The sequence below is a fragment of the Lysobacter antibioticus genome (assembly GCF_001442535.1).
Lineage (GTDB): Bacteria > Pseudomonadota > Gammaproteobacteria > Xanthomonadales > Xanthomonadaceae > Lysobacter > Lysobacter antibioticus.
The window spans coordinates 3,511,599-3,524,857 of record NZ_CP013141.1; the positions used below are offsets into that span (position 1 = coordinate 3,511,599).

Here is a 13,259-nt window from a genome sequence, read left to right on the forward strand (position 1 = left end):
TCGCCTTACTTGACCACGCGCAACTTGGTGGTCCGCCGGCGCTGGCGCAGCGCTTCCAGGCGCGGGTCGCGGCGAGGGCCGCCGCTGCCGCCGCCCGGCGGTCGCTTGCGCCAATACAGGATCGTCAGCCAGCCGACCAGCATGCCGCCGAGGTGAGCGAAATGAGCGACGCCGGTGCCCTGGGTGAACACACCGTAGAACACCGCGGCGATCGCATAGATGATCACCAGCGTGCGCGCCTTGAGCACGATCGGGAACGGCAGCAAGGTCACGCGCCGGTTCGGGAACAACATGCCGTAGGCGAGCAACAGGCCGTAGACCGCACCCGAAGCGCCCAGCGTCACATAGATGTCGCCCTGGCGCGCGGCGATCGAGGCGATCAGCAACTGCAACAACGCCGAACCGATCAGGCAGGTGAAGTAATAGATGGCGAAACGCTTGGCGCCCCATTCGTATTCGAGCGAAGCGCCGAACATCACCAGCGCCAGCATATTGAACACGAGGTGGCCGATGCCGCCATGCATGAAGCCCGAGGTCAGCAATTGCCACGGCATGAAGTTGCCGGCGGCCGGAATATCCGACGGCAGCCACGGCCACAACTGGGACCACAGCACCCAACTGCGCGTCGCATCGCCTTGGCTCAACAGCGCTTGCAGGATGAATACGACGACATTGGCGATCAGCAGTTTCCTGACGACCGGCGGGATACTGGAAAACATCGCGGCTCCTCGAATCGGGCGCTATGGTAGCCGCTGCCCCGGCGTCGCACCGTGAGCATCGCTTCGAGGCGCGGCCCGCGCGCAGGCTGCGTTCAGTCGGCCGGGCCCCAGATCTGCGAATCCAGCGTCGGCGCGGCGCGCTGACCGCGCACGCGCCCGTTCACCACCGTGATGCCTTCGGCGCGCAGGCGCTGGCACTGCTCGCGATAACCGGCCGAGCCTTCCGGCAGCGCGATGCGCCCGTCCGAACGCAGCACCCGATGCCAGGGCAGTTTGGCGTCGTCGTTCTCGCTGAGCAGGCGCGCGACCAGACGGGCCCGTCCGGGCAGTCCGGCGCGGCGCGCGACCTCGCCGTAGCCCGCCACTTCGCCCTTGGGAATGGCGCGGATCGCGGCCCGGATGCGTTTTGCGGCAGTTTCGCTGTCCATCGCGGTAGCATATGCCCTGCAACGCGCAGGAGTCGCCCATGCATTTCGAACAGATCCGTACCCATCTGACCCGAGCCGGGTTCCACCTCACCGTCCACGACGAAAACGTGATCTGCATCGAGCTCTCGCTCGAACAGGGCACTCGCCATCAGGCGATCTTCCTGTCCGAGTTGGAAGACGACGACGGCCGTCCGTTCGTGCGCGTGAGCACCGCGATCGCTCCGACCACCGGTCTGGACGCGCGCCGCGCCCTCGCCTTCAACTGGGAAAGCCACGTCGGTTACCTGGCCATCGGCGACCTCGACGGCGTGCCCTATCTGCAGCTGTGCGAGAACCGCCCCGCCGAAACCCTGGATGCCGCCGAGCTGCAGCGCCTGGTGATGGAGATCGGCGGCGTGGGCGACCGCATGGAACGCGTGCTGTCGGCGGACGGCGATCTGCTGTAAGGCGTCGCTTGGGTTTCCGATCGCTCACATCCGGGGCGATCGCGGTCGAGGCTTCGGGCCGACGCAGTCGCTGAGGTTCACGGTCGCGGCTCGCGCCGCTCCTACCCTTTGCGACGCAGCTTCCGGGCAGGAGCGGCGCGAGCCGCGACCGCACCGACGGCGCCACCCGCAAGGCATGCGCGACCGACCAACCCCGCAACAAAAAGGCCCGCATCGCAGCGGGCCTTTTGTTATGCGCTGAGCGGCCGCATCGCGCGGCCGGCGCGACTCAGATCCAACCGAAGAACCGCATCGTCTCGAACAGCGCATAGGCGATGCCGCCGGCGGCCGGGATGGTCAGGATCCAGGCCCAGATCATCTTCTCGACCACGGTCCACTTGATCGAGTTGAAACGCTTGGCCGTGCCCACGCCCATGATCGCGGCGGAGATGTTGTGGGTGGTCGACACCGGAATGCCCAGCGAGGACGCGAACATGATCACCGAGGCGGCGCTGGTCTCGGCGGCGAAGCCGTGGATCGGGTGCAGCTTGACCAGCTTATGGCCAAGGGTCTTGATGATGCGCCAGCCGCCGGCGGCGGTACCGGCGGCCATCACCACCGCGCAGGTCAGCTTGATCCAGGTGTCGATGTCGTTGTGGGCGATCGCGTTCGGCGAGGGATGCAGGAACGCCAGCCACGCCGGCAGATTATCGAGCGTACCGGCCTGCTGCGCGCTCATCAGCGCCAGGGCGATGATGCCCATGGTTTTCTGCGCATCGTTCATGCCGTGGGCGAAGCCCATGCCGGCGGCGCTGACCAACTGCGCCTTGCCGAAGAAACTGTTGACCCAGCGCGGCCGCGCGATCCGCGCCAGCACGCCGCCGCTGCGCGCCATGAACGAGATGATCGCGAACAGCACGCCCATCACCAGGAAGCCGGCGGTGAAGCCCAGCACCGGCGAGGTGAACATCGGCACGATCACCTTCCACAGCACGCCGGCGCTCTTCCAGATCGGCTCGGCCGGGTGCGACCAGACCACCGCGTGCCAGTCGTTCGAGGCCGCGGCGATCGCCGCGCCGCACAGGCCGCCGATCAAGGCGTGCGAGGACGAGGACGGCAGGCCCAGCCACCAGGTGATCAGGTTCCAGATGATGCCGCCGAGCAGCGCGCACAGGATCAGCTGCGAGCCGACCTCGACCACGCCGGCGTCGATCAGGCCCGAGGCGATGGTCTTGGCGACCGCCGTGCCCCACAGGGCGCCGATCAGATTGGTCGACGCGGCCAGGATCACCGCCTGCATCGGCGACAGCACCTTGGTCGCGACCACGGTCGCGATGGAATTGGCGGTGTCGTGGAAGCCGTTGACGTACTCGAAGATCAGAGCCGCGACTATCACCACCAGGACGAGCGTCAGCATCGCGCGCGCCTCAGGAGTTTTTCAGGACGATCTGGTAGGCGACCACGCCGGCCTCGCGGCAGCGGTCGATCGCCTTTTCCAGGATCTCGAAGAACTCCTTGAGCAGGAACATCTGCAGGTTGTCGAGCTGGCCCGAATAAATGTCGCGGTACAGCTCGAGCATCAGCCGGTCGGCCTCGTTCTCGAGCGCGCGCAGTTGGTCGTTGAGCGCCTTCATCGGCTCCAGCTTGAGCTGGCGCAGTTGGTGGACCATCTTCACCACCACCCCGGCGGCCTGTTCCAGCATCGCCGCGCGCGGCGCGAAGTCGATGTGCTCCAGGTGGCGGGTCGCCAGCGAATAGCGGTCGGCGAACTTCTCGACCTGCTTGGGGATCTTGTACAGGGCCGAGCTCAGCGACTCGATGTCCTCGCGCTCGATCGGGGTGATGAAGCTGTCGACCAGCTCCTGGCTGATCTTGTCGGAGGTCTCGCGCTCGCGCTGGCGGGCCAGCTTGAACGCGTCCAGCGCCGGCTGGCGGTCGGACTCCTTGAGCATGGCGTGCAGGGCCTTGGTGCTGTCGTGGGCGGCGACGGCGGCCTCCTCCAGCAGGGTATAGAACTGGTTGCCTTGGCCGAAAATGGTCTGCAGGGAAAACATGCTGGGGTGCCTCTGGGCTGGGCCGATACGTGCCGGCCGCGCCGGGCCGAAGGGTTTGCGGGCGCGATTATGACGGTTTGGCGACCCCGCGCCCACCTTGACGGCCGCCCGGGGCGCCCCCAAGACCTGGAAACGCGCACCGATCCTGCCGTTCCGCCCCGTCCCTGGCTTTCACGAGGGCCGGTCGTGAAGGCCTGCTAAGATCGGCCCCCAGCTCCTCACAGTACGTGTTCCCCCCAAACCTTCTCCATGGACGACGACCCAAAACCGCCGCCCGGCCGCGCCTCGACGGCCCCCTCCCATCGCGCAGCGCGCTCCTTCCGTGAACCCACCGGCCACAGGAGGCATTGCCGATGCTGGAACTTCTGATCGTCATGGCCCTGATCGTCGTCAACGCCTTCTTCGCACTGTCGGAGATGGCGCTGATGACCTCGCGCAAGCTGCGCTTGAAGCAGATGGCCGAAGACCCCGCCCACCCCAGCCGCGGCGCCCGTGTCGCCCTGCAACTGGCCGAACACCCCGACAACCTGCTCTCGACCGTGCAGGTCGGCATCACCGCGATCGGCGTGCTTACCGGCACCTTCGGCGGCGAGTCGATCGGCCTGGCCATCGCCGGCTGGCTCAGCGGCGTGCTGCCGGGCGCGGCCGAGTACGCGCGCAGCATCGGCATCGGTACCGCGGTCACCCTCATCACCGCCTCCAGCGTCATCTTCGGCGAGCTGATCCCCAAGCGGCTGGCGCTGACCAATCCGGAAAAGATCGCCAGTTCGGTGGCGATCGTCCTGGCCGGACTGGCCCGCTTCGCCAAGCCGGTGGTTGCCGCGCTCGGCGCGATCAACCGCCTGGTGCTGCGCCTGCTCGGCATCAAGGACGACGCCCGCAGCGAAATCAGCGAAGAAGAGATCCGCCTGTTGGTGTCGGAAAGCCACGAGCAGGGCGTGATCGACGCCGACGAGCGCAAGATGATGAATCGCGTGCTCAGCCTGGGCGATCGCACCGCCGAAAGCCTGATGACCCCGCGCACCCGCATCGCCTGGCTCGACGCCGGCGCGACCATCGAGGACAACCTGGCGGCCATGCGCGAATCGCCGTTCTCGCGCTTCCCGGTCTACCGCGGCGGCGACCAGGACGTGCTGGGCGTGCTCGAAGCCAAGACCCTGCTGCGCAATCTCGGGGTCGGCAGCCTGCCCGACCTGTTCGGCCAGCTGACCGAAGCCTTGTTCGTGTCCGAGTCGACCCACGCCCTCAAGCTGCTGGAGATCTTCCGCGAGGAACAGCAGTCGCTGGCCCTGGTGGTCGACGAGTACGGCGACGTCACCGGCCTGGTCACGGTCAACGACCTGATGGGCGCGGTGATCGGCCGCATCCAGACCGCCGAGTCCGACGACCAGCCCGGCCCGGTGGTGCAGCGCGAGGACGGCTCGTACTTGATCGACGGCGCCCTGCCGGTGGAAGAGCTGCGCGAAGTGATCGGCGGCGGGCGCCTGCCCGACGAGGACGAGCATGATTTCCACACTGCCGCCGGCATGGTGATCGCCCACTTCGGCCGCATCCCGCACGTCGGCGAGCACTTCAGCTGGCTGGGTTGGCGGGTCGAGGTGATCGACCTCGACGGGCCGCGCATCGACAAACTGCTGCTGCACCGCCATCTGCCGAAACCGCCGGAGTCCAGCGACGATGACAGCAGCGGCTGACAGCGGCCCCGACGGCGAAGACAACAAGCCGTCGCGGGGCCGGCGACACGATCACAAGCCGCACGAGGCGGGCACGCGCGCCCTGCTCGATGCCATCGTCGCCGGCGATCCGGATGAAGTGGTCAAGTTCGGCGACGTGATCGCCGGGCTCGGCAACCGCTCCTTCGGCATGCTGCTGTTCGTGTCCACCCTGCCCGCCTTCATCCCGATCCCGGGCGTCGGCGGCGCGATCAGCGGGCCGCTGGTGGTGCTGGTCGGGCTGCAGTTGCTGCTCGGCCTGCGCAAGCCGTGGCTGCCGGGCTTCATCGCCCGCCGCGGCCCGCACCGCAAGGCGATGGGCAAGTTCCGCAATCTGCTGGCGCCGTGGCTGACCCGCCTGGAGCGTATCGTCAGCCCGCGCGCGCCGGCCATGCTCGATCACCGCGCCGCCAACGCCTTCACCGGTTTGCTGCTGGTGCTGCTCGGCATCCTGTTGTCGCTGCCGATCCCGCTGACCAACTTCCTGTTCGGCGGCCTGCTGCTGTTGTTCGCGTTCGCGCTGCTCGAACGCGACGGCAAACTCATGGGGGTGGCCTGGGTCGCCGGTTCGATCGCGGTGGCGGTGTTCGGCATTCTGTCCGGCACCCTGGCCCAGGCCCTGGCCGAATGGATCGCACTGGCGCAGGACAAGATCGGCTGAAGAGCAGCTTGCCTCGAAGCGCCGCGATGGGTGTCGGGCGGCGTAGCGCGGGTCATCGATAACGCCGCGGCACCGGGGTCGCCGCCTCAGCTCATCAACAGCGCCAGGAATTCCTCGGTATTGACCGGGTGGCCGAGCCAATAGCCCTGGGCGAGATCGCAGCCGCGCTCGCGCAGCACCGCGTACTGGCCTTCCTTTTCCACGCCCTCAGCGACCACGGTGATGCCGAGCGAATGCGCCATGGCGATGATCGCCGTGGTCAGCGCCAGGTCGTCCGGGTCGCGCAACACGTCGGCGATGAAACTGCGGTCGATCTTGACCCCGTCGACCGGCACCCGGCGCAAATGGCTCAGGCCGGAGAAGCCGGTGCCGAAATCGTCGAGCCAGACCTTGACCCCGCTGGCACGCAGGCGCGCCAGCAGGCTGCTGGCATGGATCTCGTCGCCGATCACCGCCGTCTCGGTGAGTTCCAGATGCAGATACGCCGCCGGCAAACCGGTTTCCTGCAGGCAGGCCGCGACCACGTTCGGCAGGTCGCCGCTGCGCAACTGGCGCGGCGAAACGTTGACCGACACGAACAGCGGCTCGGCGCCGGGCCGCGCGCGATGCCAGGCGATCGCATCCTCGCAGGCCGCACGCAGCACTTGCGGACCCAGCGTCTCGATCAGCCCGCTCTGCTCGGCCACGTCGATGAACACCGACGGCGCGATCAGCCCTTGCTCGGGATGCTTCCAACGCAGCAAGGCCTCGGCGCCGACCATCGCGCCGTCGGCGAGGCGGAACACCGGCTGATAGACCAGGCTCAACTCGCCGCGATCCCAGGCGCCGCGCAGTTCGTGTTCCAGATGCACGCGACGCTCGACCGCCTGGTCCATCGCCCGGCTGTAGAAGCGGTAGCAGTTCTTGCCGGCGACCTTGGCCTGGTACATGGCGATGTCGCCGTTCTTCATCAGCGCGGTCGCGCCGGAGGCGTCTTCCGGGTACAGGGTCACGCCGATCGAGGTGCCCAGGAACACCTGGCGGTCGTGGACGACGATCGGCTGGCCGAGTTCGCCGACCAGCACCTCGGCCAGATGGGTCGCGACGGTGCGCGCCTCGCCGTTGCGTTCGCGGCTGCCCTCGACCAGGATCACGAACTCGTCGCCGCCGAAGCGGGCCAGCAAGGCGCGTTCGCCGCCGATGCGCTGCACGGTTTCCTGGATGCGGTTGGCGAACTGCAGCAGCACCTCGTCGCCGGCATCGTGGCCGAGGGTGTCGTTGACGCGCTTGAAGTCGTCGATGTCGGCGAACAACAGGCCCAGTTGCCCGCTATCGCCGCGCAGGTGCAGCAAGCGCTGGTCCAGCACTTCGCGGAACGCGAGCCGATTGGCGAGGCCGGTCAGCGCGTCGGTATAGGCCATGCGGCGGATGTCGCGGTCGTGCCGGGCCAGGCTCTGGCTCATGCGGCCGAAGGCCTGCATCAGGTCGCCGACCTCGTCGTTGCTGTGGGCGGCCGGCGGCGCGCTGTCGAACTGGCCGTTCTCGATGGTGTGGGCGGCGTCGGCGAGTTCGCGGATCGGGTTCACCAGCCAACGCTGGATCAGCCACAGCATCAGCCCGCCGAGCGCGAGCAGGCCGACGCTGAGCACGCCGACCCAGAACAACTGGCGGCGGCCGAGGTCTTCCAGGCGCTGGCGCACCTTGTCCAGGGCCGTGTCCTGGTAGACGCGCATGGCCTTGAGGTCGTAGCCCACCCGCACCCCGCCCAGGCGTTGCTGACCGACCTTGATCGGCGCGGACACGTCGAGCGTGGTCTCGCTCCACTGCGTGAACAAGGCCTGGGCGGTGATGATCTTGGCCGCCATCGCATCGTCCATGCGCTTGCCGTAGCTGGGGATTTCTTCGTTGCCGTCGTGGACGATGTTGCCTTCGTTGTCGTAGACGATGATGTAGCGCACGCCGGGATTCATCATCGCCGCGCGTCCGAGCTCGCCGATCGCGTCCAGATCGAAGTAGTACAGCGGATTGGTCAGCGAACCGGCGAGTTGGGCGACCTCGCCCTCGCCGTGCCGGCTCAGGCTTTCGGCGATGGTGTCGCGCATCGCTTCGCGGCTGATGCCGACGACCTCGCTCTGCATGCGCTCCTGGCGGTTGAGCAGCATCAGGATCAGGGTCACCACGACCAGGAAGGCCACCGCCATGATCGCGAAGAACTTGACCTGCAAGCCGGCGCGCAGATTCATTCGACCTCCGCCCGCACGCGTGCGACGCCGTCGGAGATATGGTCCAGCGCACGCTGCGAAGCCGCATCGATCGGCATGAAGCGCGTGGTCTTGAAGAAACGCAGCAAGGCCTCGCCGGCATCGGGGTCGCCGGCGGCGTCCAGCAACACTTCGCGCAGGCGGGCGGCGACCTTCGGGTTCAAGTCGCCGCGCACCAGTTCGAGCGCGCGCGGGTACTCCTCGCTGCGGCCGATCACCACCAGGTCGCGGCGGAACGCATCCGGGACGCGGCGCGGGTTGTCCCAATCCAGGTTGCTCATCACCCCGGCATCGACCAGGCGCTTGTGCACCCAGGTCGAGATGTTGAGTTCCGAGCGCGCGAACAGATAGCCGACCGCGCCGCGATTGATGCGGTCGGTCGGCGACAGCAGGATCTCCAGCGACAGACCGCGTTCGAGCAGGGCCGCGGCCGGCACGAAATAGGCGCTGGTCGAGGACGGGCGCTGGAAGGCGACGTTGTGCCCGCTGAGATCGTCGAGCGAGCGCAGGCCGCTGTCGCGACGGGCGAAGAACACGCTGTGGTAGTGGCTGACGCCGTCGCGTTCGGTCAACAGCATCAACCGGGCATCGGCGCGCTGATGCAGCAGGACCGCGGTGCCGGCGGTCTCGGTGACCCAGTCGACCCGGCCGCGGCGCATGTAGCTGCCCATCTGCTGGGCGTCCTTGGCCATCAGGATGCGGCCCTCGCGGATGCCGACGTCGGCCATGCGCGGAATCACGTAGTCCAGCAAGGGCTTGAGTTGCTCGTAGTGGGCCTTGGGGTCGTCGCTGATGCGGCCCAGCACCAGGACGTGGGCGTCGGCCCCGTCCTTGTGCCCGTTTTCGGTCTCGTGGGCCGACGACACGGCCACGGGAGCCAGCGCCCCGGCCAGGACGAGCCCGAACAGCAAACCGAGAAACCGCGTACTAGCGATCAACAGCCTTCACCTGGTCGGATTGCCAGCGCAGCGTAATCGAAACCCGGGGCCGACCGATACCTAGTCGCCCCGGCCGCCGGCGCCTGCCGCGCCCGTGCCGCCGAATCGCTGGCACGGATGCCGTCGCCGGCAGGCTCGGCGGGCTTCAGCCGCGCTGCCCGGCCAGCATCGCCATGCGCTCGACATCGGCCAACACGCCGCGCAGCAGACGCACTTCGCGCTCGTCCAGGTCGGCGCGCAGGAACAGCCGGCGCAGCTTGCGCATGGCCGACTCGGGCGCGCGGCCCTTGTGGAAGTCGATCGCGTCCAGGGCCTCGCCGAGCTGGCTGAAGAAACCCTCCAGCTGCGCGTGCGAGGCCGGCGGGTCGCGCCGTTCCGCGCCGCCGCCGGCCTGGGCCGCGGCCAGCGCGGCCATGCGCAGCTCGTAGCTGAGCACCTGCACCGCCGCGCCGAGGTTCAAGGAGCTGTAGTCGGGGTTAGCCGGGATGTGCACGGCGGCGTGGCAGAGCTGCAGTTCGTCGTTGTCCAGGCCGGTGCGCTCGCGGCCGAACACCACCGCGACTTCGCCGCCGCCGCGGGCCAGCGCGTCGACCCGCGCCGCGGCGTCGCGCGGCACCAGTTCTTCCAGGGCGATGCGGCGACTGCGCGCGGTGCAGCCCAGGACCAGGTGGCAGTCGGCGACCGCCGTGGCCAGATCGGGCACGATCACCGCCGATTCGAGCAGGTCGTCGGCACCGGCGGCCATCGCGTAGGCGTCGCGGTCCAGGCCCTTCTCGGGCGCGACCAGGATCAGCCGGCTCAGGCCCATGGTCTTCATCGCCCGCGCCGCCGAGCCGATATTGCCGGGGTGCTGGGTGCCGACCAGGACGATGCGGGTGTGGGCGGCGGCCGGGTCCTGCGCCGTGGCTGCGGGGCTGCCCTCGCGGGCCGGGTCCGGCTGCGGATGGCTCGGGGAGCCGGCCGGGGAATTGATCGGATCGGGCGCCTCGGGGGGCGCCGCTTCATTGCGGAGATCGGGGTTCATGCGTAGATGGTAAACTCCCCGCCCCGGCCAAAGCGCCGGTCCGCTCTTTACCCCCGTCAGTCCTGCCCCACCTCACACGCTCGAGGCCGTACGCCATGCAGAAACCCGCCGTCACCCTCATGGTCAAGGCCGCCCGCGCCGCCGGTAACGTGTTGCTCCGCCACATGCACCGGCTGGATGCGCTGAACATCGTCGAGAAGGACCGCATGGACTACGCGAGCGAGGTCGACAACCTCGCCGAAGCGGAAATCATCAAGGAATTCCGCCGCGCCACCCCCGACTACGCCATCCTCGGCGAGGAAAGCGGCCCGATCGGCCAGGCCCGTTTCACCTGGGTCATCGACCCGCTCGACGGCACCAGCAACTACCTGCACGGCATCCCGCATTTCTGCGTGTCGATCGCCCTGTGCGAGAACGGCGAACCGATCCACGGCGTGATCTTCGACCCGCTGCGCAACGACCTGTTCACCACCAGCCGCGGCAGCGGCACCCAGCTCAACGAAAAGCGCGTGCGCATCGCCGAGCGCAAAGACCTCAACGGCGCGATGCTGATCACCGGCTTCCCGCCGCGCGAACGCGCGCGCACCAGCGCCCACCTCAAGTGCCTGGACAATCTGCTCGTCGATGCCGAGGACGTGCGCCGCACCGGTTCGGCCGCGCTCGACCTGGCCTACGTCGCCTGCGGCCGCGCCGACGCTTATTTCGAAGCCGGCGTGAAGCCCTGGGACATCGCCGCGGGCGCGCTGATGGTGCGCGAAGCCGGCGGCAAGATCTCCGACTTCAAGGGCCGCTCGACCGGGCCGATGGACAACCGCGGCCTGGCGCCGCGCCAGATCATCGCCGGCAACCTCAAGATCGCCGATGCCCTGCAGCACCGCATCGTCAACACCGGTTATGCGGCCGCGTTCGACTGAGCCCGCGCCGACACCGACCTGCGAAAACGCCGCGAGAGATCGCGGCGTTTTTCGTGGTCGGGCGGATTCGTCGAAAGCGTGCTCGTCGTAGGCCTGCTTGTAAACGTACAAAGGCTGCGTCTGAATCGAAGGCGACGCCCCCTCCCCTGTAGGAGCGACGCAAGTCGCGACCGCGCAACCTCGAGATCACTGCGCCGTTATCGCAATGCCGCAGTCGCAGCTCGCGCCGCTCCTACCCTTTGGTTACTCAGCTTCCTGTAGGAGCGACGGGCCCGCACTTGCGTCCTTATCGATGCGCGCGCCAAATCACGGCGCGCGCGCCGTCGCCACCCAGGTCGCACCGCCGACCGCAATCCCCTGTTCGGTCGCGATCTCGGCCAAGGCTGCGCGGATCGCAACCGTCGCGCGCTCGCGCACCTGCTCGCTCTGCGCCGCCAACAAGCGCGCGACCGGACCGACCCGGAACACCTGCGACAACGCATCCTCGGTCATCGCCTCGCGGGTTTCGCCACGGCCGTAATAGAACGGCGCCTCGAACGGCCGCAGCTCGACCGCCTCGAAACCGGCTTCGCCGAGCACGCGCACGACCCGCTGCGGATCGCTGAACGCGAACGGCCCCGGCGCGTCGGTGTCGACGACATCCTGCTCGACGATGCCGCGGATCGCCCGCAAGGGCAGCCCATACCAATCGTTTTCCGCCGGCGCCTTCCAGCAGGCGAACGCTAGCCGGCCGCCCGGCCTGAGCGTCTTGCGCAACTCCGCGAACGCCGCCACCGGATCGTCGAAGAACATCACCCCGAAGCGCGAATACAGCAGGTCGAAACTGTGCGGCGCGAACAACGGCCGGCTGGCATCGGCGAGGCAGAACTCGACCGGCAGCCCCAGCGCCTTCCCACGCTCCCGCGCCCGCCCGACCAAGGGCTCGGACACGTCCACCCCGACCACCCGCCCTCCGGAGCCGACCGCGCGCGCCAACTCGAACGAGGTCGCCCCCGCCCCGCAGCCGATGTCCAGCACCGCCTCGCCGGCCTGCGGCGCGGCCGCCAAGAACGCGGCTTGGCCATAAGCGGCGGTGCGCTCGTCGAGCCAGTCGTTATAGGTCAGCCAGCGCTCGCCGACCGGACCGTTCCAGTCGCTGATCTGTTGTTGATTGGTTTCCACGCCGACGACACCCTGCCAATCACCGATATCAAACCATGATACTGCTCAGTTGGTCACCAACGTCATCGATTCGACCGTGAGATCCAATCCTCGACCGACTTTCCGCCTTGGACGACATCAATGAAATAGGAATGGACGGCACCGAGCCCGACACCTTCGCGAATCCTGAACCTGATATACGAAATCGCATAGATACCGTTCGCGCGCCCGAGCCGCGCGAACTCATCGACGTCGGCCGGCAAGAAATCGGAAAACGACGGCACTAGCCCCTTTTCCGAAGCCGACAGCTCACGCCCCAGCACCCGGCTTATGCCTTCCAACACGGCTGGTTCGATACCGAAATCACTCACGACAACCTCCGACTTCGCGCTAATCGCGGGAGCTGGCAGTCCATTGTTCCTACTTCACCGCCCACCGGCATTGGAGCCGCCGCCAACGGTGTCTTCGTCGAGCAACACGCTGCCTGGACACGGTCGATGCGAGATCTTTTCGCGGGAAAACTCAAGGCAAGACTTCAATTTCTCCAACGAACTTGACCCCGACCGGCTCGAAATCCTCAGCATCGACTTTGCGATAAGCGATCGCCTCGACCCACAGCCTGTAAGCACCCGAAATCAATACTTTCAGGTGCGCGAGCGCGTCGTCTTCGGCCTCGTGTTCATCCGAATCTTCCAGCACATCGATATGCACCTTGTGCACATCGCCGGCATTCAGAACAAAAGCCTTTCTCGGAAATCTTAAAACACACTTTTGGTGCCCGAAATAAATATCCTCGTTTTCCAAAGACTCGAGCAGCACCGTGGCGACATCAATTTCCTTAGCTATCTCCACCATCTGATTGGAAGAAAACTGAAGCACCAGCGGAAACTTCTTGATGCCCGCCTTGTACTCGAAGCCATGGATCAACAGAACCTGCATCTTCAACCAATCGGCCATTTCATTCCTCCCTTAAGCCGAGCCTCGCACATATCGAGGTAACGACT

The 13,259-nt window shown here is 67.2% G+C and carries 14 protein-coding genes; 4 read left to right on the forward strand and 10 right to left on the reverse strand.

Annotated features, from left to right (window positions below; genetic code table 11):
• Positions 1 to 5: 5 nt before the first annotated feature.
• Complete coding sequence (locus tag GLA29479_RS14130; protein WP_057917416.1) at positions 6 to 719, reverse strand: rhomboid family intramembrane serine protease; 714 nt, start codon at positions 717 to 719, stop codon at positions 6 to 8.
• Positions 720 to 811: 92 nt separating this feature from the next.
• Entirely contained in the window at positions 812 to 1,147 is a 336-nt protein-coding gene (locus GLA29479_RS14135; protein ID WP_057917415.1) for an MGMT family protein, read from the reverse strand.
• 38 nt (positions 1,148 to 1,185) lie between these two features.
• On the opposite strand from GLA29479_RS14135, the gene GLA29479_RS14140 reads away from it, so the two are divergent.
• Positions 1,186 to 1,593, forward strand: a complete 408-nt coding sequence (locus tag GLA29479_RS14140; RefSeq protein WP_031372955.1) for a hypothetical protein — start codon at positions 1,186 to 1,188, stop codon at positions 1,591 to 1,593.
• A gap of 268 nt (positions 1,594 to 1,861) precedes the next feature.
• Here GLA29479_RS14140 and GLA29479_RS14145 read toward each other — a convergent pair whose 3' ends face one another.
• Together GLA29479_RS14145 and GLA29479_RS14150 are read right to left on the reverse strand one after the other, a co-directional pair.
• Complete coding sequence (locus tag GLA29479_RS14145) at positions 1,862 to 2,989, reverse strand: inorganic phosphate transporter (RefSeq protein WP_057917414.1); 1,128 nt, start codon at positions 2,987 to 2,989, stop codon at positions 1,862 to 1,864.
• Positions 2,990 to 2,999: 10 nt separating this feature from the next.
• Positions 3,000 to 3,626 (reverse strand): DUF47 domain-containing protein, encoded by a 627-nt coding sequence (locus tag GLA29479_RS14150; protein ID WP_031372953.1) that lies wholly within the window; start codon positions 3,624 to 3,626, stop codon positions 3,000 to 3,002.
• Between the two features lie 353 nt (positions 3,627 to 3,979).
• On the opposite strand from GLA29479_RS14150, the gene GLA29479_RS14155 reads away from it, so the two are divergent.
• Both GLA29479_RS14155 and GLA29479_RS14160 read left to right on the forward strand, forming a co-directional pair.
• Complete coding sequence (locus GLA29479_RS14155) at positions 3,980 to 5,320, forward strand: hemolysin family protein (RefSeq protein ID WP_057971974.1); 1,341 nt, start codon at positions 3,980 to 3,982, stop codon at positions 5,318 to 5,320.
• The gene (locus tag GLA29479_RS14160; RefSeq protein ID WP_057917412.1) at positions 5,304 to 5,999 is read left to right on the forward strand and encodes an exopolysaccharide biosynthesis protein; all 696 of its coding nucleotides are present in this window, start codon (positions 5,304 to 5,306) and stop codon (positions 5,997 to 5,999) included. Before GLA29479_RS14155 ends, GLA29479_RS14160 begins: the two co-directional genes overlap by 17 nt.
• A gap of 86 nt (positions 6,000 to 6,085) precedes the next feature.
• On the opposite strand, the gene GLA29479_RS14165 is transcribed toward GLA29479_RS14160, so the two are convergent.
• The 3 genes from GLA29479_RS14165 to GLA29479_RS14175 all read right to left on the reverse strand — a co-directional run bounded on the left by GLA29479_RS14165 (position 6,086) and on the right by GLA29479_RS14175 (position 10,201).
• On the reverse strand, positions 6,086 to 8,221 hold the full coding sequence (locus tag GLA29479_RS14165; RefSeq protein WP_057917411.1) for a putative bifunctional diguanylate cyclase/phosphodiesterase: 2,136 nt from the start codon (positions 8,219 to 8,221) through the stop codon (positions 6,086 to 6,088).
• The gene (locus tag GLA29479_RS14170) at positions 8,218 to 9,111 is read right to left on the reverse strand and encodes a phosphate/phosphite/phosphonate ABC transporter substrate-binding protein (RefSeq protein WP_248842736.1); all 894 of its coding nucleotides are present in this window, start codon (positions 9,109 to 9,111) and stop codon (positions 8,218 to 8,220) included. The genes GLA29479_RS14165 and GLA29479_RS14170 overlap by 4 nt, the downstream gene beginning before the upstream one ends.
• Before the next feature lie 211 nt (positions 9,112 to 9,322).
• Complete coding sequence (locus tag GLA29479_RS14175; protein ID WP_082638678.1) at positions 9,323 to 10,201, reverse strand: RNA methyltransferase; 879 nt, start codon at positions 10,199 to 10,201, stop codon at positions 9,323 to 9,325.
• 95 nt (positions 10,202 to 10,296) lie between these two features.
• Here GLA29479_RS14175 and GLA29479_RS14180 point away from each other — a divergent pair, with 95 nt between their 5' ends.
• Positions 10,297 to 11,115 carry an inositol monophosphatase family protein gene (locus tag GLA29479_RS14180; RefSeq protein WP_031372947.1) on the forward strand — a complete coding sequence of 273 codons (819 nt, stop codon included), beginning with the start codon at positions 10,297 to 10,299 and terminating at the stop codon, positions 11,113 to 11,115.
• 306 nt (positions 11,116 to 11,421) lie between these two features.
• On the opposite strand, the gene GLA29479_RS14185 is transcribed toward GLA29479_RS14180, so the two are convergent.
• The 3 genes from GLA29479_RS14185 to GLA29479_RS14195 form a co-directional block, all read right to left on the reverse strand.
• On the reverse strand, positions 11,422 to 12,276 hold the full coding sequence (locus GLA29479_RS14185) for a class I SAM-dependent methyltransferase (protein WP_057971975.1): 855 nt from the start codon (positions 12,274 to 12,276) through the stop codon (positions 11,422 to 11,424).
• Positions 12,277 to 12,338: 62 nt separating this feature from the next.
• Entirely contained in the window at positions 12,339 to 12,626 is a 288-nt protein-coding gene (locus GLA29479_RS14190; RefSeq protein ID WP_144436525.1) for a hypothetical protein, read from the reverse strand.
• A 151-nt stretch (positions 12,627 to 12,777) separates the two neighbouring features.
• Entirely contained in the window at positions 12,778 to 13,212 is a 435-nt protein-coding gene (locus GLA29479_RS14195) for a hypothetical protein (protein WP_057971977.1), read from the reverse strand.
• Positions 13,213 to 13,259 lie beyond the last annotated feature (47 nt).